This window comes from uncultured Flavobacterium sp., from assembly GCF_963974175.1.
Lineage (GTDB): Bacteria > Bacteroidota > Bacteroidia > Flavobacteriales > Flavobacteriaceae > Flavobacterium.
In genome coordinates, this window is record NZ_CAXBBR010000001.1 from 547,148 (window position 1) to 570,111 (window position 22,964).

Genomic DNA, 22,964 nt, shown 5'->3' on the forward strand with positions numbered 1-22,964 from the left:
ATTTTCCATTATTCTATCTGACATAATAAGGAGAAATCATTAAATAGACGACAACACCAGTAACAGCAACATACAACCAGATTGGAAAAGTGATTTTAGCAATTTTCTTATGTTTATCAAATACTTGAGCTAAAGCACGAACATACGTTATCAGAACCAAAGGAATAATTATCACAGATAATATGATGTGTGTAAATAATATAAAATAATATACATATTTCACAACACCTTCTCCTCCAAACTTTGTTGAATCTGAAGTCATATGGTAGGACACATACATCCCTAAAAAAAGAATAGAACAACCAATAGCACCTTTCATTAAATTTTCGTGCAATTTTCGATTCCCTTTCTTAATTGCCATTACAGCAGACACTAATAAAACTGCGGTTATACCATTAATAGTGGCATAAATAGGAGGCAAAAAATTAAGAGGCTCTACTGCAAAACCCATTTTCTTTAAATTCACACTAAAAAGCAACACAACTACTAATGGAATCGAAACGGATAAAAGAATAATCCATTTATTATACTTCTGCTCTAAATTTTTCTCGTTCATCTTATTTATTCTTCTAATAAAATATTAATATCTTGTTGAATATCTCTAACTCCTTTTTTATCCAATCCATCGTAATACAAGATAGGATTTCCAAAATCATCTTTTCTACAACGGATATTTCCGTCTTTATCTATCAAAGCAAACAAACCGGAATGCTCAAAGCCACCGTTCACTTTACTATTCTCTCCTGCATAAAGATTAAAACCTTTATTGGCCAAGTCAAAGATGTATTCTCTATCGCCGGTTAAAAAATTCCAATTTGAGGATCTAACACCCAGCAACTCGGCATGCTCTTTTAATACTTTAGGAGTGTCGTGTTTGGGATCGATAGTAATGGATACAATTCCGAAATTAGGATTGCCAAAAAATTTCTTCTCAATCAATAACATGCTTTGATTCATTTTCGGGCAAATAGAAGGACAAGTCGTAAAGAAAAACTCTAGAACATATACTTTACCCTTATAGCTATCATTTGTAATCTTCAAACCGTCTTGATTGACTAAATCAAATTTTGGTGCCGGACCTATTTTGATTAATTTCTCATCTATAACCTTTGTGGCTTCAATCTTGTCTAAACGGTCTCCTTTTACAACTTCATTATTTTGAATTCGGGATATGATTTTAGGAACCGCGTATATTCCAAAAACCAGAATAATAAACGAAATCCCGATATAAGATTTATTTTTAAACATATATTCTAAATTTAAAGTTGCTTTGTAGCGTTGTGATTTTTCTTAAGTGCTGCACGATATTCATAAAGAATAACTTTAAAGTCATCTAACATTTCATTACTCAACTCAGAAGGATGGAAAGTATTATAACCTTCCTTATATTCCTTAACCTTTTTTCTTCCTCTAAGGTTTCTCGCTTTGTCCACAATATACACATCTGGAGTACCAGAATGACTGTCTAATTTACCCACTAATTTTAATTGGTCGTAATATGAGTTAATCTCTTGAGGAGTAGCAAACAAAAAGTGCCATTGAGAAACATCTGTAAATTCGTCTAAAGCGTCCAAAATGCTTTTGACATCATCTTCTGTACCTACAGGGCACAGCATAACAAACTGAAGATCTTTAAAGGTATGATAGCGTTGGTATATTTTTTCATTAAGATTGAAAAGGTTACCGCGGTTTTCTATAAGGTTAGACCCGCCAAAACCTAAAATAGTTATCTTATTGTCTAACGAAACTTTCTTTCCATCCAAAGACTGCCAATCTCCAAAATCATTAATCTTAGGCGTAATCACAGGTAATTTAGTAAAACCATTTACACCAGATGCAAAAAAAAGATAAGCCACTATAGGCAATATAAAAAGAACAAAAAGAACGATATTTTTTTTCATTATTATGGAGATGTCATTTAGGGTACAAAAATAAAATAAAAAAGGGCATCCGCCGCGACGGATACCCTTTTTTTGAATTAATATATTGTTAAAAATTCCATTTAATGGTCGAATCTTTAAAAACCCCATAAATATAATTACCTTCAGTCAAAAGAATAAAAAGTAAATATAAAATTAAAAATATTACCGGTAGCACAACTGCATATCTTAGAGCGCTTTTCTCACCCTCCATGTGCATAAATGCATAAACGATATAATATGCTTTATATATTGTCAGACCATAAAAGATCCAGTTAAGCAAACTCAATCCTAGAAAATGACTCAAGTGCAATGAGTCCGGTTTAAGAATACCTAAAATTACTTCTACGATAGTAACCATAGATAATATTCCGAAAACTTTCCAGATTCTACTGGTATTTGATACATATTCGTGCTCGTGTGACATAATAATAATTTTTGAAAATTAAACTAGATAGAAAACTGTAAATACAAATACCCAAACTAAATCGACAAAGTGCCAGTATAAACCAACTTTTTCGACCATTTCATAACTCCCTCTTTTCTCGTAAGTTCCAAGAAGTACATTAAAAAATATAATAATATTTATAATTACACCTGAAAAAACGTGAAACCCGTGAAATCCTGTTATAAAGAAAAAGAAATCAGCAAATAATTTACTACCGTATTCATTTCTAACCAAGTTAGCTCCTTCAACAACATAAGCCGCTTGAGCTAATCTTACCACAGACTCTTCTCTTGTTAAGACAGTCTTGTGTTTGAATTTACTTAATTCATGATTTATTTTGGCATCAACCTTAGTTTCGGGAGTTGCTTCATAAATAACTTCAGTTCTAATTAAAAGGTCTGGATGTGCTTCAAATCCTGCTTGAACTTCTGCAATAGAGTAAGTAGGCAAAGCATCTTCACCAACAAACCAACTTCCATTGCTTCTTGTGTGCTGTACTCTTTCTTCCTGCAAAGTTGCTGCAAAGTCTGCTAAAGCAACACGATTACCTTCCTTATCCACAAACTGAAGTAAACTACCTCCTTTTGTTTCAATAGCACCGTATTCTCCTTTAATGAAATTTTTCCATTCCCAAGCTTGTGACCCAACAAAGATCCCTCCACCTATGATGGTCAAAAACATATAAATAATAACCTTGTCTTTTTTCATTTGATGACCTGCATCAACAGCCAAAACCATTGTTACAGATGAAAAAATCAAAATAAAAGTCATTAAAGCGACATAATACATCGGCGCAGATACACCGTGCATAAACGGAAAGTGAGTAAACACTTCATCGGCCAAAGGCCATGTCTCAATAAATTTAAATCTAGAAAAACCATAAGCTGCTAAAAATCCAGAGAACGTTAAGGCATCTGATACGATAAAAAACCACATCATTAATTTACCATAACTTGCTCCCATTGGCTCATTGCCGCCTCCCCAAGTTTTTTCTTCGCTATTCCCAGTAGTAACTGTCGATCCCATAAAAGTTATTCGTTAAAAAGTTCCCAAATTTACGTTTTTTTCTTATTTAAAGAAATATAAAAATACAAATAAATAAATCCACAAGAAATCAAGAAAGTGCCAATACATTGCACCTAGTTCTATTCCAAGAGTTTGACTCGAATTGTATTTTTGTTTAAAATGATTATAAATTATAATTAGCAGTGAAATCAACCCACCTACAAGGTGAATTAAGTGCACAACGGTAACAACATAAAGAAATGTAGTTGTGATCGAACTCTCACTTCCTGTAAAATAATACCCTTGTTGCACTATCTGGTCAAAGCCCATAAACTGCAAAATCACAAACAATATTCCCAATGCTAAAGTAGCAAAAAGAAATGTAGTAGTCGCACTTTTATTGTCTTTTTGAATGGATTTTTTAGCCAAATGAAATGTAACACTACATGCAATTATCACTATAGAACTGTAATAAAAGGCTGTTGGTAATTCAAAATCTTTCAACCAATCTACTCTCGATTTACTTACCACAAATGCACTGGTAAGCCCTGCAAACATCATGGTCATACTAACCATAGCAAACAACAATATCAATTTGTATGATCTTGCCGTTCTCGCATTATGTTCGTCTGTTGTCATTGTAACTTCCATAATTATCTCAAAAATTTATCAATTATATACACGAATTGTAACAAAGTAATATACCCAACACTAACCAGCATCAACGTTTTAGCTGCTTTTGCGGTTCTTAACTTATAAAGTCTAACTGCATAAAACAACATCCAAATACCCAATAAAAAAACTGCCGCTGCCGCTACAGGAGATATAAATAACTTACCGGTATACCCTAAAGAAGGCAATAATGAAGCTATAACAAGCCATACCGTATATAAAATAACCTGCAAAGCAGTACCCTTATCTTTTTTTCCTGTTGGTAACATAAAAAACCCTGCTTTTTCATAATCCTCATACAAGAACCACCCAATCGCCCAAAAATGCGGAAATTGCCAAAAAAACTGAATCAAGAATAATGTACCCGCTTCTATTCCAAAATCACCTGTGGCAGCAACCCATCCTAGCATGAATGGAATAGCCCCAGGAAAAGCCCCCACAAAAACAGACAATGACGTCATAGTTTTCAATGGTGTATAAATACTTGTATATAAAAATATAGAAATCGCACCAAACATTGCTGTCTTAGGATTGATCATATATAGTAATGTAATACCTATTATAGTCAGTAAGCTCGCTACCACCAAAGCAGAAAAACTAGACATTCTTCCCGAAGGAACAGGACGGTTTTTAGTTCTGTCCATTAAAGCATCTAAATCCTTCTCAATCACCTGATTAAAAGCATTTGAAGCTCCCACCATACAATACCCTCCAACGGCAAGCATCAACAAAACAGACCACTGAAAAGGCTGCTCGTTATTAAAACCTAAAAAGTATCCTGCAATAGAGGAAAATAAAACACTTATAGCCAATCCCGCTTTCGTGATTTCTTTAAAATCCAGAAAAACTCTTTTAAGGGAAAATGTATTTAACGTACTATTCAATGCGGTTTTCATTAGGTTTTTTAAAACTGATGCAAAGGTACAACTTACAGATAGAAATTAGAATGAAGAATTTACATTTTTTTTAAACTAATCTTAACATAAAAAGATACTGAAGGTTAATTCCTAAATAAAAGGTCTTTTTCGAATTAACAAAAAGCTATTATAATCCTTTTTTAATAATCAAAATACCAATTAAAAACGTCAGCGCGTAATCCCAATGTAAACCAATTGGTACTCTCACTGAATGTAGTTGCAGTATACTTTGTAGGATCAAAACTTCTGTAAATATAACTACCAAAAATCTTTAGATTAGTAGTCGGATTTACTAAGTATCCTCCCTGAATATCTGCAATAAAAAGAGACGTTTTATTCCCCTGCCCCACTTTTACACCACTATCAAATGGTCGCTTTAAATCATAATCTTTATAAATATTCCCACCGTAATTAAAGCTATCTTCAGTAGTGTCAAAATCCAAGCCACGGGTACCCACGGTGATTTTCGCATCAGCAAAATATCTGCCTTTATGGTAGCGGGCGATGGCAATAAACTCCTTAAAGTTGCCACCCCATTGATGTCCTATACTTTGATTATTATGTCCGTAATTTGTAATAGGCACACTATGAGAATACATATAGGGACGCACATGGTTGTACTCTAACTGCAATAATAAATTATCAACCTGGAATGCATTATAATACTTAACACCCAATTGATACCCGTATTTATTTTTCCAACTGTTATCTCCACTTTTAATATCTCCCAAAGAAAATTCATCTAACAAAAATTGACCATAAACATTCACTTTATCGCTCCACTTATACTTGAATGTTAGTCCTAATAGCGCATTTCCAGTTCTCGCCGAAGAGGCAAACTCAACAGATCTGTAAAATATAATTGGATTGACGAAACTGGCATCAAACCCTCTATCATTTGTATTGGTCCAAATAACTGACTCAAAGAAACCAAGATTCAATCTATTGGAAATATTCCAACTCAAATAATGGTTTGCCATAAACTTAGTCGCATAAGTTCTCTCGAGAGTAACTTCGGGACGCACGTCCTTTAGCCACATGTATGTATTCGTATATTTTATTTTCCAAAAATTAGTATTAATTTTAAAATAAGGATACGGACTTGCACCGTCACTTTCCATCAATGAACGGTATCCATCTCCAATAAAATTCCTTCCATACCCTAATTGCAAATCAATATGCTTGCTTGCAGAAAATGTCAAATTAGCTTCCGCCAAAGGAAAATCATACGAATCAGTTTTAAAATCCTTAGCAATTCCTATCCCTGGAATGATCGCGGGATTCCCCCCTGCCGGTCTTATCGATTCAGCATACCGATTGAAATAATCAGCAAAACGTCCCTGACTTTCAAATACAGTGGTCGAAAAATTCAGTTTATCTCCAAGCCCTCCTCTAAAATTAATCGCGCGAGTATTGACATACGTGTAAGAAACATCACTGTTAGAAGCTTTACCTACCTGCAAATCCAATATTGGGTTTAAAGACAACCAATAGCCGTCTCCCTGAATTTCAACCGTGTTTTCATTCCACAACTTTTTAGCCCACCAACCGGAAACATTCTTTTTTAGCTTTTCATTTACCCCTTTAATATCATAATACTTTGATACCTCAGCATAAGTATACGGTTTTGAGGCTGTATGATTATTACTCCCCACATGATTTAACGCCCCATCAAATTGCGCATAATAACTATGTGAAAAAGGAATATTTAAATGACTATCATACTCCGGATTATTGTATTTCTTATAAACAATACTATCTAATTCTGTTAGTTGCTTTGTACTACTTTGTATTATTTCAGCACGAGCTAATGCCTCTGAAGCTCTTGTTTCAGCGCTTTTCAATGGAATTGATATCGTGATATTGTATTTTGAATAAACCGACTTACCATTATACGTTGATGCAGTAATTTTAGGAAACTTGGTAAAAACTCTCTTTGCTTCCTTTATTAACTCCTCATCAATTGCATTTACATAAATGACTTTAAAAACACCGGCTGCATCTACCTCAAAAAGGACTTTTACATTTCCTTCAAAATTGTTTTGCACAAGGTTTTCGGGGACGACAAAATTTTGAAAAACAAAATCCTGGACTTCATTATAAAAACAACTTTCCAATTCCTTATTTTCTAAATTTTCACAACGTGGAAAAACAGGAAATCGCTCAGGAGAAAAATTTGAATCTAATAAATCTCGGTCTTGCGAATAGGTAATAAAAGAAAGAAGTGATAAAAATAAAGTTAGCAAACCCTTTTTCATATTGATTTTGATTGTATAATTAGTATCCACTGTTTGTATTTTCTCCGTTTGCAATAGCTTTTGCCCCAGACGTTCCTATTCGTTTCACCCCTAACTTAATCATTGCCACCGCCTCTTCATATGTTCTAACTCCTCCAGCTGCTTTAACAGGAAGCGGTGTCGCATTTTCTAACATCAAAATAATTGACGGAATGGTAGCACCATTAGGCAAACCATCTTCAGTTATATAAAACCCAGTTGACGACTTCACAAATACAGAAGCAAAATTCAGCTCCTTAAAATTTGAAACTACAACATTTTTAATCAAAGCTGTCAATTGTATAATTTGTTTGTCATTCAGCGCGGCAACTTCAATAATCCATTTCACAACTTTATTGTTTTCGATACCAAGTTGCGTTCCTTTCAATATCTCTTCTTTAACCAAATCAATATTGTCATTTTTAAATGCCTCATAATTACAGACAAAGTCCAAATCATCAGCCCCGTCCTGAATTGCCTTTTCTGCTTCAACTAATTTATCAGCAATTACAGACCTCCCATTCGGAAAATCAATAACAGTTCCTATCTGTAAATTCGAACCAGCATCAGAAACCATTTGACTCGCTAACAAAACCATATTAGGACGAATCATAATCAATTTAAAATCCTCATCAATAGCTTCCTGAATAAAACCCTTAACTATTTTGACATTGCCCGCTTCATCAAGTCCTCCCTGCTCCGCAGTTTTCAAATATGTCGAATCTAAGTATTTTTTGACGTTCATCATTCTCTTGATTTAGCTTTAAGTGATAACCTAATAGATTACAAAAATACATATTAAATTGGCATTAGTTTTATAGAACCAGTTACTTTTAATAGTAAAACCGCCCGTTATTCCCCTGAATTTTAAGCTTCCAAAATCATTATCAAATAAAACTACTCAAATCTGATGAAAATTAAATTACAAAGCAAAAAGAATTACCGCTTTAAAATAGTATAATCCCACCGAAGTGGGATTATACTATTTGTATCAAATTTTACTTAGACGCCTATTTTTAAAATATAAAATAACTGAAAAGACAGCTAACGATGCTCCGACCATATTGGCTATAACATCCAGGGCATCCTCTTTTCTAGTTGTAGTATATTGTCCTTGTAAGATTTCAATTGTAACTCCAAAAAGGACAGAGAACAAAAACGAAATAATATAAGGCTTATAACTATCCGGATCTTTAATTTGTGTTTTAAAAAACAAAATCCAAAGCGCGGTGAATACAAAATGAAAGAAAGCATGAACGATTTTATCTAGATTTTCAATATTGACTGCCGGAATCTTGTCCGACTGAACTAAGCACAGAAAAAGAACCACGCCAGTCCACAATAAAGCAATCCAAAACACTATTCGTTTAAGCACCTATAAGTTCTTTGTAAGCATCACTTGAAAGCAAAGAATCGTAATCTGCAACATCTGAAACTTTAATTTTTATCATCCAACCAGCACCATAAGGATCAGCATTTACTGCTTCTGGAGTACTTTCTAAAGCATCATTGAATTCTACAATTTCTCCAGCTAATGGCAAGAATAAATCAGACACTGTTTTAACAGCCTCTACAGTACCAAAAACCTCATCTTTTTCTAAAGTCTGATCTAAAGTTTCCACTTCAACATAAACGATATCCCCTAATTCCTTTTGAGCAAAATGCGTGATTCCTACAGTTGCAACATCACCTTCTAAACTAACCCATTCGTGATCTTTAGTATACTTTAAATCTGCTGGTATATTCATAATAAATACGTATTGATAATTGATAATTGAATTATTGTTGCGCAAATGTAACAATCTTCTATTTAAATATAGTTTAGATTTTGATAAATTAATTCCCAAAATTATATCGAAGCGTAAATCCGGATCTAATATTTGTAAGAGGAAACGAAGTCGATATTACTGCTTTTGAAAAGGAATGGTCATAATAGAAAATAGCCGTCAGGTTTTTACTGAACGCATAATCTGCCGTCAATTTTAAAGACCAGATGTTTTGTCCTCCGGCTAATTGATTATTATCGTAATCTAAATACCTCACAATAGTTTGGTTATTACGATAAGAGAAGTCAGCTTTCATATTGATATCCCCTTTAATTATACCTGAAGGATTATCTGCCAATCTGGATGTGAAAATCACATCCTTAAATCGATACCCTAAACCAACTACGTATTCTATCCCTTTCACTTCTGTCAGTAAATTATTGTCAAAACTCATTGACAATGCTCTGTCTTTCTTGATCTCAGTAAGAATTTTTAATGAACTTTTTAGTTCAAAATCCATTCGAATTAGCGGACTGAATTGCTCTACTAAATTGACATTAGACATGATCGTTTTATTAAAAAAGTTACCGCTAGCATCAACACCGCCTGGTGTTTTATCATAATCAAAATTAGAACGATACTGATTAATGGTATAGGAAGCCCTGTAATTATGTTGCAGAGAGAAACGTTTAAAGTTTCTTTTGAACAAATCATAACGCATCAGCCCACTATATTTTACCGCCCAGTTAGGAATAGGCACACTTCTAAAAATACCTGTAGAAACACCTGAAGCATCACTTCCTGAATAAGCAGCCATAAAAGCAGGCAATAATACAGCCTGATTATTTTTACCATATCCTAGCGGGTACCCATCTGAATCAAGATTACCAGGATTAGTAACATCTATACCACGCTCAGTAGCCAATCTATTTGCTATTACAAGTCTGTTAGCCCTAAAGTCATCAAATGCTGCTGAAGAATTTTCATCGCTTGTTGAAAACGATGTTTTTATCAGCACCGTAGATATAGAAAAAAGTCCGTATGTATAAGGCGAAAGTGAATAATACTGACCATCTAATACATTATATTGTTCAGAGAAATTCTCTGAATAAGATCTATCAGCCGCTAAGTCAATTTTTAAATCTGGAAACAAATCCACATTTGCCGTTGCCTTAAACATCTTATTAGTTACCTGTGTGAAATTTTGATTGAACTCTTGATAACTAGTTAACCACCCATTTTTAGCAGCTTCAAAACGTACGTCATCCTGGCTTCCAAAGGTAAATCCTAGAGACGGTCTTGAAGACCCCAAAAACCCAACACTCGGCGTATACCCTGGTAAAACTGTACCACTATTTTCCGTGTAATTAATCTGAATATTTTTTACACTGGTCAAAACGCCCAGTAAACCATTAACAAATTCATTGTCTTTAGCTTGAGGTTTTGTATTTGTATTCACCACTTTCTGTCCTGGTTGCGGCGCAGGAGCTTTCTGTTTATTTGTTGATTTTGTAGAATTTTTCGTCAATCCCAAATACTTATAAAGCATGTCCATATTAAAACTCGTATTCAAGTTATTTGAACGTGCGTTCTGAACAGTATTACCTAAATCTGGAATACCAACATCCTCTAACTGAGAAAATGCATTTGATGATTTTTGCCAACTATAGTCACCCGTATAGGAATAATTAGCTTTTACAAAGCTAAATAATGGGATTTTATTAATTGGGATCTCATAATTTAAAACCAACTGTTGCATGTGTTGGTTTGGGCTTCCAATATCCCAGTAACTATCCCAAATCGTAAAACTATCGATAGGCTCATTGTCCTCATTTAAATAGTTTTTCACAATATTACTCGACGAAGCCGTATAGCTCAATTTTAAGGATTTTGTTAGATTAAAATTAAATCCATATTGGTAGTTGAAGCCAAAGTTTCTTCTATACAAAGGATCAAGACCTATTCCCGCAACATCAACCTGTCTAAATTGTTGACGGTTGTATTGGCGGTTAATATTGGTGTTAAACGATATATTAGAAGGCAAATAATTAAAATTAAAATCACTCAGCAGTTTCCAATAGCTGCTTTTTTTCATGAATTCCGTCTTCTTAAATAGCTCAATTGGTTTTGGCTGAAAGCTGTAAGCATAATCAACCGATGAGTTCACTTGCTGATCTATATAATCTTCAATCTCATAATCATGTCGCTCCACTTTGTTATACGATTGAGAAAAAGTAAAGTTTTCTGCATCATAGACATGTTGCTTTTGCTCTGCGCTTCTTTGCTTTCTAACTCCAATAAAGTTGATACTCATTCGTTTTGTATAATCTATCGCTCTACTTGAAATATTGTCTTTTTCAGCAGAATCAGTCGTATTATCCAATAACTGTTTTAGTTTTATATCCTGATTAAAAGGATCATATTCCGGAGTAATTGTCTCTTCGCCAATAGCGTAATTAAACGGTAAATTAACACCCCATTTTTGGGGTAATAATTTACCCAAATTAACATTTGTTACGATGTTGTATTGTTGAATATCTTCACGACTTCTTTCGTTTGGCCCTTGTTCCAAAGCGCCAAAACCAATTGTACTTTTCTTTCCTGTAGCAGAAATTGTGGCAAAATCAGCAAGATTAGAATCTACATTTAACACGGCTGCCATTCCGCCCTGATTATCCATATCTGCTAAGCGAAGCTCGTTGAACCAAACTTCTCCTTTAAGGTCCTGATGCGTTTCATTGCTTTTTACACCCACCATCAAAGTTCTAACTAATCCAAAATTAGGATTTCCTTTGATTCCTAATCTCAGCTTATTTGATTTATTTCCTAAAGCAGGATTTAGTTCATCCTCATTTTGATAATAAATCCCATCCAAAGGCAGCGTACTTAAATCAACACTCATCGCCATTATTTTCAATTGGGTCAATAATGCTAATGACAAGTCGATTTCATTTTCTTCTGGCCATACTTCCTCAGCACTCAAAGGAGAACAATTTGCCGTCGACGATGCGGAAGGCAGGGTCACTTTCAAAGGAATTTCGATTTGGTAAAAGTTCTGAGTAAAATCATTTCCAAAACGAATAAACCCTACCATTTGATCATCCCTAAGTCTGTTTTCATTTGGTAATGACTCTGCATGTAAAAACATTTTCAGTTTTTTGAATTGACGCATATCAATACTTACATTCTTAAAAACTGCTCTGGAATCTCCAAGTTCTAAACCGTCACCTGCAACTCTTAACGACAATGACTGTTCGTTTTGATTGATCAGCGTATTATTATTAAACAATTGCTCTCGCTGTACGCCAGGAGGCGTTATGTAATTAATAGGACATCTTTCATTATTTTCTTGAACATTTACGGCTGCTACATCAAACTCTGTATTATCATCTGCTACATTCGTATCGTTGAAATCAAGCGTATTCGTATACCTTCTCCATTCCCCTCTTACTAAATCTAACGCTCCAAAACGAACCGTTACTTCTTGATTAAAGCCAGTCATAAACATTCTCATAAAACGAATCGATCTGAAATCTGAAATGTTTCCTATTGTGTTTTGTGGTTGCGTAACAGGTATTTTAAACTGAATCCATCTTGAATCAGTTACCTCGCCATTAGCTAATGTTACCTGAGTATCTCTAATGTCCGTTATATAATTTTGGCCTACAACAGGATTTGGTTTTACATCGATGCTATATTCATAATAAGCATTGATAGTATTCATCGTATTATCTCTATTAATATCCTCAACATCAGGTACCGTAGACGACCCTCTGTTTGCGTTGTTAATATCTACCACAGAATTCCCTTCGACTCCGTTGTAATTTTTATATCGATTCACTATACCTCCTGAAGTATTCAAATAATAAGTATAATCATCTGCAGCTGGATCAGGTTCAGAAGCAAAGTTAGTATATACAGCACTTTCATTGGCATTAGCCAATCCATCCAATCCTACATCCTGATTGGCTCGATTATTTGCATTAGCATCAAAAGCATAAATCAATGACTGAGAGGCAGGAACATCTCCCCAAATCGGTCTTGGGTTCACCAATATTTGATCTGGCCCAAGTCCGTTCTCATATTGTTTTCTCCCATCTTTTAAAACATCCTCGGATATCTCACCTAAATTGAAATATAGTTTTCCTGAATTATTTTGAGGAATCGCCCCTTGTCCCACATAAGGATCCATAACCCAAAATTGAATGTATTCTACATTCCCCTGCTCAAAATTAGTAGAGTTTAACGATCTCATAATCCCTCCATAATTTTCTGAAGGATTTGCGGCAAAATTCACGTTATTATTATAAGGCCCTCTTTCAGAAGGATAGTAGCTTAAATCCAAAGTGTTTATCACTTGTGACTGGCCTTGAGCAATATCTGTTAAAGGATAAAGCTCTTCACTATAGATCCTCCTAGTGGTATTTGATGACAAGTCGTCATTTGAAATTCCAGAAGGTTTTTGAGTATAAAACACAGGATCAATTGAATACCACGCCAGTTTGGATCTTTTAAAACCATAACTCAAATCATTGGCATTGGCATTAAAATCGTAGGTACTTCGGGTGTTTCTGTCCGGAGTGGAAGATAAGCTCCAAGCGTATGCAGAACGCATATCGATCGTAGTTTGCGACCCTTCGAAATCATCTACATATATCGTAGACTCCCCTTCAAACTGATCTGCTTTTGGCGAATCTGGTTTTAAAAATGCTATTTCCCCCCTTACAGAAAGGTTTGACGGCACATCCGTATCGACGTTTGGCAACTTGTTCACTAATCTAGTCAAAAAAGGAACTTCTGTAGAGAAATTAGTATTGAATCCAAAAATAGTATTATTGACCGATTCCTGACCAAAACTTGATTTCTGAGTGAATGGTCTTTCAGACATTTTCAAGAAAGTACCACCAACCAAAAAATTATCTGAGATTTTATGCTCTACATTTACACCCATAAACCGTCTGGTTTGCTGACCGAAAATAGAATTATTCTCTAAGGAAACATTAATTGGCGTATTTGAAGCCTGTAGTGAAGCATCTAAAATTTGAACTCTCCCTAATTGATAATTCACACTGTAATCAATCCCTTCCACTAAAATTCTTCCGCCTGCAGTAACAACAACAGAACCCTGAGGCACATTGAATGCTCCAATAGGTATTCCATCACCTCCAGATGATTTATACTTTCCCCTTAAAAGGAATTTATTTTTATCACTATCCTGCAGTGCTCCCGATTGTGTGTTGCGGTACATGTTTCTAAAAACATATTTCTTTTGGTTTGCATTATAAGTACTGGCATCATCATAATTTTCTGCTGAACCCGTATTGGATAATTTCGAAAATAGTAATTCCCCAAATGGTTCTTTGGTTGTAAATATTAATCGTCCGTTTTGAGAATCAATCGTAATACCTTGCATAAAGTCAAAAAAACCATCACCACCAGTTTGCGGGTCATTGTTGTAATTCAATTTATCTAAATTGAATACTTTCAACAATGGAGTTTCTGCAACTCGATTGTTAGCTGTTGGAGTAGAAGGAAATGGCACTGGATTTCCGGCTGCATCTTTTGCTTCTGTAATATAATTTAACGGAGATGGGTCTGTATAAAGGATATTAAATCTAAAATCTTCTTGTTTTACCTGGTAAGCACCAGGAATCTGATAAATATTCTTCATCATCAAATTCCAAACCGGATTTTTAACATTGGTTAAATTGCTTTTCAGCATTTTTAAAATTAAACTTTGAGTAATAATGGCTTGATTTGAAGTAGTATTACCAGTTACAACTGTTGCGTCAATACCGTCACTTCCAAACTCCCCAACCTGGTATGCTTTGTCACCAATAGTATATTGATATGCTACCGCTAAAACCTCATCATTTGCCAACCTTTGTTGCAAGGAAATATATCCTAACTGGGCATTGTACGTATATTCATTAGGGTTCAGCTTTCTAGCATTTTCTAATTTCGAATAATCCTGCCCTTCACTTACAGTAACGTTAAACCCTGAACTTGAAGTCACGATTTCACGAATATTTTTGTTTAGCAAACCGGTTCCTGCAATAATTTGAGCAGGATCGTAATCATTATTTGCGTTATTTGAAGGGGTGTCGAAAGGACTATTGAACATCCCTGTTGAAGGATCTAAAACTACCACTTCATTATCAGGAATCCCAGATAATTGGCCTTCCCCTAAATCTTGAAGCGCAATAATATTTCTTAAATTATTAGAAGTTGTATTAACTCGGGTTTGTTTATTGGTAACCCAAATTTCTAGCCTTGATATTTGAACTCTACTATCAATAAACGGATAGTTTTTTAATGAGGCATCGTATTTATTTCTAAAGTATTGAGATAAGAAAAAGTGCCTATCACTATCATAGTCCAAAGCAAACACATCAAAATCTTGAATTGTACCACCACCCTGTGCTACCACGCTTTTTGTTTGCGATTTTTGTTCTGAAAAAACACCCGTAACGGTAGTTTTACCAAATTGTAGTTGAGTTTTTACCCCAAACAAACTTTGCGCTCCTCTAATTAACGAGCTATTCAAAGGCATACTTACATTTCCTACTTCAATTTTTTGAATAATGTCATCTTCAGAAGGGGCGTATTCTAATTTAATTAAATTTTGAAAGGCAAAAGTAGATTGAGTATCGTAATTAGCATTTACATTAAGCCTTGTACCTACTTTCCCCATTAAACTCATGCTTATCCTTTGATTAAAATCAAAAGATAAATTAGATCTATTTCTTGGTGAAAAGGACGGATTATCTTGTTTTGTATACCGCAAACCTAAATCCATTTCTACAGAACCGGTGGGTTTAACATCGATAGTATTACTTCCAAAAATAGATTCAAAAAGATTTGAATTCACATAATATTTTGGTAGCAAATCTTTTTTCGCAGCTTCACTTCCTTCTTTTTTACCATCAATAGCATCCGTTTTTTGCTTGAAATAATCTCTCATCGATTCTTTCAGCACTAAACTCTCGTACTCTTTTGGCGTTAATATAATAGGATAATTAATGGAAAAACCATCAACTGAATTGGTATAAATATATCTGTCCGTAACTGGGTCGTACGTATAAGCAGACAGGACACTTTGAGGATCTTTTATTTGGACTTTCCCTAGAGAATAACCTGTTTTTGTGGTGTCTTGATTTTGTTCATTTACCTGAGCCAGCGATACGGAACCACAAAATAAAACAATCAAAAAAGTACAAATTTTATGCATACAATTCGTGTTTTTTAGTTTGATTTTATAAGTTTTTTAAAGCTTTTTTAATAATAGATTCCACAGAAGCATCTGGATCTTCCTTTACTATTTTCTCTATAATTTTTTCTGAGGTTTTTCTAACAAAACCTAAAACCTCCAAAGCTGATAACGCTTCATCTCGATTTGTATTGCTTTGCGACATTGAAACTTCATCTAAATCATAGAGTTTCAATACTTTTTCTTTCAAATCAAGGATCACCCGTTGAGCAGTTTTACTTCCAATTCCCTTTATCGATTGTATCGTTACCACATCACCTGACGCAATTGCATTTGTAATTTGTTTTGGATCTAATGAAGACAACATTGTTCTGGCTATACTGGCGCCAATACCCGAAACCGAAAGTAACATTTTAAAAATCTCTCTTTCTGATTTTTCAACAAATCCAAATAAAGTATGCGCATCCTCTTTTATCTGAAGGTGCGTAAACAATTTTATAAAATCAGCATTTGGAAGCAAAGAATAGGTATGCAACGATATGTTCACGTGATACCCTACACCACCACAATCAATAACTACTTCTGTTGGTGTTTTTTCTACTAATTTGCCTTGTAAATGTGCTATCATTAAATTGTTTTGTATTTTAATATAAATATAGATTATTTCAAATTAAAAAAAGCACTCCGCAATGAATACGGAGTGCTTTTCAATATCTATTTGTTCTATTTGTTCTTTTTCTTCTGTTTTTCCTGAGCATCAATAACGGCAATTGTCGCCATATTAACCATTTCTTCGACACTTGCTCCCAATTGAAATATATGTACTGGTTTCCCCATACCTAACATAATTGGACCAATAGAATCTACCTTATTTAATTCTTTTAATAATTTATAAGTAATATTAGCAGAGTCAAGGTTCGGGAAAATTAAAGTATTAACTTTTTTACCAGCCAATTTAGAAAACGGAAATTTTTCTTTTAACATCTCAGGATTCAAAGCAAAATCAGCCTGAACTTCTCCGTCAATAACCATGTCAGGATGATTCTTATGTAAATAAGCTACAGCCTCTCTTACTTTTGCTGCACTTACATCTGTAGAAGACCCAAAGTTTGAAAACGAAACCATCGCGATAACAGGTTCAACACCAAACATTCTGGCAGTTTTAGCTGTCATGATAGCAATTTTTGCTAAATCATCTGCAGACGGATCTATATTTATCGCTGTATCTGACAAGAACATAGGTCCACGCTTTGTCATCATCATATTTGTAGTTGCTACAATAGATGCTCCCGGTGCTTTATCAATCAGTTGCAACATAGGCTTAACTACTGATGAATAACTTCTGGAATATCCAGTAACTAAACCGTCAGCTTCCCCCTCATTGACCATCATTGCTGCAAAATAATTCCTTTCACGCATTAGTTTTTGAGCATCCAACAAAGAGATGCCTCTTCTTTTTCTGGCTTCCCAATACGTATTTGCAAATCTATTTCGTCTTTCGTTTTCTTCATCAATTTTAGTATCGATAATTTCAACTTCGGTTTCAAAACCTAATTCTTTCTTTAGCTCTACTATTATTTCCATATTACCCAATAGAATCGGCTGACCAATTCCTTCTTCTAAAACAATTTGGGCTGCTTTTAGCACATCTAGATGATCCGCTTCTGCAAATATGATTTTTTTAGGATCCATTTTAGCTCTATTGGTAATCAATCGAACCATTTTATTATCATTCCCTAATCGGTCTAAAAGCTCCTCTTCATATTTATTCCAGTCCGTAATTGGATTTAAGGCAACTCCTGAGTCCATTGCTGCTTTTGCTACTGCTGGCGCAACAACACTTATCAGTCTTGGATCAAATGGAGAAGGAATAATATAATCACGTCCAAAAATTAATTTGGTCGCACCATAAGCAATATTCACTTGTTCAGGAACATGTTCTTTTGCCAAAGCTGCAAGCGCTCTAACAGCAGCCATTTTCATTGCTTCGTTTATTTTTGTAGCACGAACATCTAATGCACCACGGAAAATATAAGGAAACCCAAGTACATTATTCACTTGGTTAGGATAATCTGATCTTCCCGTAGCCATAATAATATCAGTACGAGTAGCTATCGCTAAATGATAATCGATTTCAGGAACTGGATTTGCCATTGCAAAAACAACAGGATTATCAGCCATTGTCAGCAACATCTCCGCTGAAAGAACATTTCCTGCAGAAAGTCCTAAGAAAACATCAGCTCCCTTTATAGCCTCTGTTAATGTAAATCCTTTTTTATCAGTTGCGTACCGTTGTTGTAATAGAGATAAGTCCGTTCTGTCTTTCGACAAAACTCCGTCTTTATCAAACATGGTAATATTAGCAGGGTTGACTCCCAATAGCACATATAAATTAGCACAAGCTAAAGCTGCAGAACCTGCACCTGAAACTACTACTTTTGCATCTTCAATTTTCTTATCTGCTAATTCAAGTGCATTTAATAAAGCTGCAGATGAAATAATTGCAGTACCATGCTGATCATCATGCATTACAGGGATATCAAGCTCTTCAACCAAACGTCTTTCAATTTCGAAAGATTCTGGAGCTTTAATATCTTCTAAATTTATTCCACCGAATGTAGGTGCTATTGCTTTTACTGTCTCAATGAATTTGTCAATGTCCTTAGCGTCTACTTCTATATCAAAAACGTCAATATCAGCAAAAATTTTAAACAATAAGGCTTTCCCTTCCATCACCGGTTTTGAAGCTTCAGGACCTATATCTCCAAGTCCTAAAACTGCCGTTCCATTGGTAATAACCGCAACTAAATTCCCTTTAGCTGTGTATTTATATACATTATTAACATCCTTCGCTATTTCCAAACAAGGCTCTGCTACACCAGGAGTATATGCCAAAGACAAGTCTCTTTGTGTTGCATATTTCTTCGTTGGAACTACTTGTATTTTACCTGGAGTTGGCTTAGCATGATATAATAATGCCTCTCTTCTCTTGCTATTCTTATTCATTTATTTAGATTTTATTCTAGCTTACAAAGATATAAGAGTTGCTTTAAAAAGCAGACTATTCTCCTATTCTTTTATAAAAAAACAACTATCTTTTTGTAGGAAAAAAAATAGCCGCACTAATTTGCAGCTATTTAGGTTGATAATATGTTTTTAATTATACATTGGCTCCACTAATATAAGAATCCAAATGTTGAATAGTTACTTTTTGAATTTCTATAATGGATTTCACAACATCTCCAATTGAAATCACACCTAAAACCTCATTACCTTCAACGACAGGCAAGTGCCTGATTCGTTTTGTACTCATCAATTCCATACAATAATCGAGATTATCTGCTGGTTTAACCGTAATAACATTTCGCTCCATGATTTCATGCACATGAGTATCTTTGGAAGCTTTGTTTTTCAAGACAATTTTTCTAGCATAATCTCTCTCAGACAATACTCCTTTTAGTAAATTATCTTCAATTACTAAAACAGCCCCAACGTTTTTCTCTCCCATAACTTTTAAAGCTTCATAAACCGTAATGGTTGAAACTATGGAGTGCACATCATTTCCTTTAACGCTTAATATTTGATTTACAGTCATATTGAAAAATTTTAGTTGACGATAAAGTTAAAAAAAATAGCATACAAATGACAGCTTACTTATAAAAAACTAAACTTTAAACAAATCATCAGGTAAAGTAAGGATATTCAATTCGGTTTTAAAATTATCATTCAAAATTTGCAAACCGTATTGGTACGATGCATTTACCCAACCAAATCCTTCTTTAGAAATATAATCGAATTCAGTCCCAACATTACCATATTCAGCAAAAACTTTATGCGAACTGGTTTCAAGATTGAATTTTTCAGGAATGGTTCCGTTATATTCTACTGCGTTTTTTGTAATCAACCACAGCCATCTATAGATCATTTCCTGAGCTTTATCAAGATACCCATAATTAATTAAACCTTCCCATAACAACATTTGATGAGGCGCCCAACCAAAAGGATAATCCCATTGTCGTTGTGGGACATCTTCAGGAATTCCAGCAACACTTGCTTTTGTACTTCCTGTAATTCCTCCGGATTGAATAAATTGAGGCAAGGCTATTTCTACTAATTTTTTAGCTTGATTCTCACTACACAATCCAGCCCATAATGGGAAAAAAGTGGTTGCCGCCTCAAACGGAAATTGTTTTTTATTTACAAAATCATAATCAAAGTACATACTCGCTGCTTCATCCCAACACAATTCATTGATTCTATTTTTACGAAAAGTCGCTTTATTCTCCCAGTTTTGCGATGTGTACGTTGTTCCGTCGACTTGAAAAGAATCGTCAAAATAGTTTTTGATAAGGTAACTGACATCCTTTTCATATTTATAAAGAAAACTATTGATATCAACTGAATTCAGATTAGCACATGTGTTTATTAAGCGGTTTGTGGTATCGTGCCCGCTTTCCCTCATACTGCGATCATGTACAAAATACAGATCAAGCTCATCGTCAACTATAGATCTTTTTAAATATTGCATTTCAAACTCTCTAATAGGCAAATTATACTTTACGGCATAAGGCGCTAAGATATCGTCAAAATGACCAGGCTCCACCTCAAAAGGCATACCTACTCCATCTGCTTTATACCTATTCAAACCCGTAGGTGTTAATCGATTTCCCTGAACCATCCATACCGTATCGTATTCCATAATCACAGTCTCAAGATGCTTCTTTAGCCATTCCTGGCTTATTTTTTTATCTTGTGCAATCCCTAACAATAATGAAGAATATAATGGAGGCTGCGTTCTTGTCAAATAATAACTTCGGTTTGCATTTAATATTTTACCATAATGAATAATTTGATATCTGAAGTTTTCGGCAATAGCAATAGCCTTATCCAATTGGTTATCAATCAACAACCCAACGCCTATAAAGTAACTATCCCAACCATACATTTCATTAAATCTTCCACCAGGCACTACAAAAGGAACACCTTGTAGCGAGTCTGTATTTTGCTCTAATGCTAAAGCCAAAATCCCAGGTTTTGTATTCAAGGTATCCACATAATCCACACTGTAATTCTCTGGTAAAATGGCTACTTTAAAATTTTTAAAATCTTTTTCCAAGTCTTTAAAATAAGAAACCCCCACCTCGTCCTTAGCTGAAACATAAAGTGTAGGTACTTCATTAGCTGTTTTTTCATCTTCAAGAATTTGGGCAAGCCCTTTCTTGTCAATGGTACGTGTCAATTCATCCCAATAATCCTCACGGATTTTTCTAGAAATTCTCTCAACAGGAGCTTCTTCAACATGAGCTAAATCTAACTCATTAACCTCCTGCTCTCTAAGCAAAGCCAGTTCTTGAAGCAAATTTGACAAATGATACGTTCCTGAAATCACTTTTTCTACTTTAGTATTTTCATCAACCAGCACAAATCGCTTGGGACCTTTATCTTCTTTCGTGATTTTTTTATCTTGATCAGTATCTTCTTGAAGCAATAGCTCCTGAAAGACTTTTTCTATATTATTTAGAGTAATTTTCATGATTTAGAAGTAAGTTTTTTTAGAATAAAAAAGGAGACTAATAATAACGACATTGGAATCAATGTGTAATAGAAGGCATTTTCCGGTCCTTCATTTTTAAATAAATAACCAATAACTCTTGAGCCCAGCGTCCCACCAAGTGCCGAAAAAACAACTATCAATCCTGTCATCGAACTGTGTAATTTATTAGGTAATGCACTCAAAACTACGGAATTCAATAGTGGGTAAATAGGCGCTATAAACAATCCTACCAATGGAAATGCAAATCCCATCAAAGGAATATCGCTTAATGAATTAATATCTTTTACTTCTAAACCTACTGTTCTAGGAAGTACAAAAACTACCAATAGCATTGCCATGATTATACAAAAAGTCAATACCCAAATCCAATTTATAGATTTAGTAATCACACCAGCAAGAAGCCTTCCTGCAGCCAATGAAATTGCCAGAATACTCGCCATCATGATACTGATATTCTCTGGCAGATGAAGCACTTTATCATTAAACGTAGGCAACCATGTCATAATTCCTTGCTCAATCATTACAAATAGAAAAGCACTAATTACAAAAACGATTGTCAATAGTTTAGCAAACAGTTTGAACATTTGTTTAAAATCATCTAATAAGTCCACCCCAGGTATTTCTGTTTGCTTTTCGAATTTGGTGAAAAACAAAAAACTAAACGACAATAGCGAAATAGCAGCCAAAAGCCAGTATACATTAAGCCAAGCATTAGGATCGGTTTCAGAATTAAAAGCAGGAAATAAAAAATAAGCCAAGGCGATTCCTATCATAAAAACACCCTCAATACTACTCATTAAACTATTGTGCTCTTTTTGATTCTCCGTAACAGTTCCTATCAGAGAATATACCGACACTTTTATCAATGCAAAAGACACTCCAACGGTGGCAAAAAGCACTTTGGCAGCGCTAAATGAATTCCCAAAATACATGGTAACACAAGCTGCCGAAACTAATGCCAATCCAATTAACATTGCCTTTTTATACCCAATTCTAGGCAAAAAAGAGGCGATTAAAAAAGACACAATAGCTATAGGTAAATCCTTAAAAGCTTCCAAAATACTCGCTTGTAATTCATCAACTCCGTAATTTTTTTGCGCCTTTAAAATGACAATTCCCACACTGTTGAGTAGAATGGCAAAAACAAAGTAGTTCAGATACATCGCTAGTTTAATGGTACTTTTTTTCATTTTTATC

17 protein-coding genes are annotated in these 22,964 nt (G+C 34.5%); all 17 read right to left on the bottom strand.

Going from position 1 to position 22,964, the window contains the following annotated elements; translation table 11 throughout:
- Positions 1–13: 13 nt before the first annotated feature.
- Complete coding sequence (locus AAC069_RS02450; RefSeq protein ID WP_339918930.1) at positions 14–556, bottom strand: DUF420 domain-containing protein; 543 nt, start codon at positions 554–556, stop codon at positions 14–16.
- Positions 557–561: 5 nt separating this feature from the next.
- Positions 562–1,248: an SCO family protein gene (locus tag AAC069_RS02455; protein WP_339918931.1), complete on the bottom strand. Its 687-nt coding sequence runs from the start codon at positions 1,246–1,248 to the stop codon at positions 562–564.
- A gap of 11 nt (positions 1,249–1,259) precedes the next feature.
- The gene (locus tag AAC069_RS02460) at positions 1,260–1,901 is read right to left on the bottom strand and encodes a hypothetical protein (protein ID WP_339918932.1); all 642 of its coding nucleotides are present in this window, start codon (positions 1,899–1,901) and stop codon (positions 1,260–1,262) included.
- 88 nt (positions 1,902–1,989) lie between these two features.
- Positions 1,990–2,346, bottom strand: coding sequence for a cytochrome C oxidase subunit IV family protein (locus tag AAC069_RS02465; protein WP_091083261.1), 357 nt, complete (start codon positions 2,344–2,346; stop codon positions 1,990–1,992).
- An 18-nt stretch (positions 2,347–2,364) separates the two neighbouring features.
- Complete coding sequence (locus AAC069_RS02470; RefSeq protein ID WP_339918933.1) at positions 2,365–3,393, bottom strand: cytochrome c oxidase subunit 3; 1,029 nt, start codon at positions 3,391–3,393, stop codon at positions 2,365–2,367.
- Positions 3,394–3,435: 42 nt separating this feature from the next.
- Positions 3,436–4,023 (bottom strand): cytochrome c oxidase subunit 3, encoded by a 588-nt coding sequence (locus tag AAC069_RS02475; protein WP_339918934.1) that lies wholly within the window; start codon positions 4,021–4,023, stop codon positions 3,436–3,438.
- Between the two features lie 2 nt (positions 4,024–4,025).
- Positions 4,026–4,928, bottom strand: coding sequence for a heme o synthase (cyoE, locus tag AAC069_RS02480; protein ID WP_339919019.1), 903 nt, complete (start codon positions 4,926–4,928; stop codon positions 4,026–4,028).
- A 173-nt stretch (positions 4,929–5,101) separates the two neighbouring features.
- Positions 5,102–7,219, bottom strand: a complete 2,118-nt coding sequence (locus AAC069_RS02485; protein WP_339918935.1) for a gliding motility protein RemB — start codon at positions 7,217–7,219, stop codon at positions 5,102–5,104.
- Positions 7,220–7,238: 19 nt separating this feature from the next.
- Positions 7,239–7,982, bottom strand: a complete 744-nt coding sequence (gene deoC / locus AAC069_RS02490; protein WP_339919020.1) for a deoxyribose-phosphate aldolase — start codon at positions 7,980–7,982, stop codon at positions 7,239–7,241.
- Positions 7,983–8,228: 246 nt separating this feature from the next.
- The gene (locus AAC069_RS02495; protein ID WP_339918936.1) at positions 8,229–8,612 is read right to left on the bottom strand and encodes a VanZ family protein; all 384 of its coding nucleotides are present in this window, start codon (positions 8,610–8,612) and stop codon (positions 8,229–8,231) included.
- Positions 8,605–8,985 carry a glycine cleavage system protein GcvH gene (gene gcvH / locus AAC069_RS02500; RefSeq protein ID WP_339918937.1) on the bottom strand — a complete coding sequence of 127 codons (381 nt, stop codon included), beginning with the start codon at positions 8,983–8,985 and terminating at the stop codon, positions 8,605–8,607. The genes AAC069_RS02495 and gcvH overlap by 8 nt, the downstream gene beginning before the upstream one ends.
- An 88-nt stretch (positions 8,986–9,073) precedes the next feature.
- On the bottom strand, positions 9,074–16,234 hold the full coding sequence (gene sprA, locus AAC069_RS02505; RefSeq protein ID WP_339918938.1) for a cell surface protein SprA: 7,161 nt from the start codon (positions 16,232–16,234) through the stop codon (positions 9,074–9,076).
- A 25-nt stretch (positions 16,235–16,259) separates the two neighbouring features.
- On the bottom strand, positions 16,260–16,841 hold the full coding sequence (gene ruvA / locus AAC069_RS02510) for a Holliday junction branch migration protein RuvA (protein ID WP_091083233.1): 582 nt from the start codon (positions 16,839–16,841) through the stop codon (positions 16,260–16,262).
- 95 nt (positions 16,842–16,936) lie between these two features.
- Positions 16,937–19,219, bottom strand: a complete 2,283-nt coding sequence (locus AAC069_RS02515; protein WP_339918939.1) for an NADP-dependent malic enzyme — start codon at positions 19,217–19,219, stop codon at positions 16,937–16,939.
- A 154-nt stretch (positions 19,220–19,373) separates the two neighbouring features.
- Positions 19,374–19,808: a CBS domain-containing protein gene (locus tag AAC069_RS02520; RefSeq protein ID WP_339918940.1), complete on the bottom strand. Its 435-nt coding sequence runs from the start codon at positions 19,806–19,808 to the stop codon at positions 19,374–19,376.
- A gap of 69 nt (positions 19,809–19,877) precedes the next feature.
- Positions 19,878–21,746: a trehalase family glycosidase gene (locus AAC069_RS02525; RefSeq protein ID WP_339918941.1), complete on the bottom strand. Its 1,869-nt coding sequence runs from the start codon at positions 21,744–21,746 to the stop codon at positions 19,878–19,880.
- Entirely contained in the window at positions 21,743–22,957 is a 1,215-nt protein-coding gene (locus AAC069_RS02530) for an MFS transporter (RefSeq protein WP_339918942.1), read from the bottom strand. Before AAC069_RS02530 ends, AAC069_RS02525 begins: the two co-directional genes overlap by 4 nt.
- Between the last annotated feature and the right edge of the window lie 7 nt (positions 22,958–22,964).

Excerpts from the sequence above, each read along its gene's own strand:
- gcvH (WP_339918937.1), bottom strand. The coding sequence starts at position 8,985 with ATGAATATACCAGCAGATTTAAAGTATACTAAAGATCACGAATGGGTT.
- AAC069_RS02465 (WP_091083261.1), bottom strand. The coding sequence starts at position 2,346 with ATGTCACACGAGCACGAATATGTATCAAATACCAGTAGAATCTGGAAA.
- AAC069_RS02460 (WP_339918932.1), bottom strand. The coding sequence starts at position 1,901 with ATGAAAAAAAATATCGTTCTTTTTGTTCTTTTTATATTGCCTATAGTG.
- ruvA (WP_091083233.1), bottom strand. The coding sequence starts at position 16,841 with ATGATAGCACATTTACAAGGCAAATTAGTAGAAAAAACACCAACAGAA.
- AAC069_RS02485 (WP_339918935.1), bottom strand. The coding sequence starts at position 7,219 with ATGAAAAAGGGTTTGCTAACTTTATTTTTATCACTTCTTTCTTTTATT.
- AAC069_RS02525 (WP_339918941.1), bottom strand. The coding sequence starts at position 21,746 with ATGAAAATTACTCTAAATAATATAGAAAAAGTCTTTCAGGAGCTATTG.
- deoC (WP_339919020.1), bottom strand. The coding sequence starts at position 7,982 with ATGAACGTCAAAAAATACTTAGATTCGACATATTTGAAAACTGCGGAG.
- AAC069_RS02475 (WP_339918934.1), bottom strand. The coding sequence starts at position 4,023 with ATGGAAGTTACAATGACAACAGACGAACATAATGCGAGAACGGCAAGA.
- AAC069_RS02450 (WP_339918930.1), bottom strand. The coding sequence starts at position 556 with ATGAACGAGAAAAATTTAGAGCAGAAGTATAATAAATGGATTATTCTT.
- AAC069_RS02470 (WP_339918933.1), bottom strand. The coding sequence starts at position 3,393 with ATGGGATCGACAGTTACTACTGGGAATAGCGAAGAAAAAACTTGGGGA.
- AAC069_RS02520 (WP_339918940.1), bottom strand. The coding sequence starts at position 19,808 with ATGACTGTAAATCAAATATTAAGCGTTAAAGGAAATGATGTGCACTCC.
- AAC069_RS02515 (WP_339918939.1), bottom strand. The coding sequence starts at position 19,219 with ATGAATAAGAATAGCAAGAGAAGAGAGGCATTATTATATCATGCTAAG.
- sprA (WP_339918938.1), bottom strand. The coding sequence starts at position 16,234 with ATGCATAAAATTTGTACTTTTTTGATTGTTTTATTTTGTGGTTCCGTA.
- AAC069_RS02530 (WP_339918942.1), bottom strand. The coding sequence starts at position 22,957 with ATGAAAAAAAGTACCATTAAACTAGCGATGTATCTGAACTACTTTGTT.
- AAC069_RS02455 (WP_339918931.1), bottom strand. The coding sequence starts at position 1,248 with ATGTTTAAAAATAAATCTTATATCGGGATTTCGTTTATTATTCTGGTT.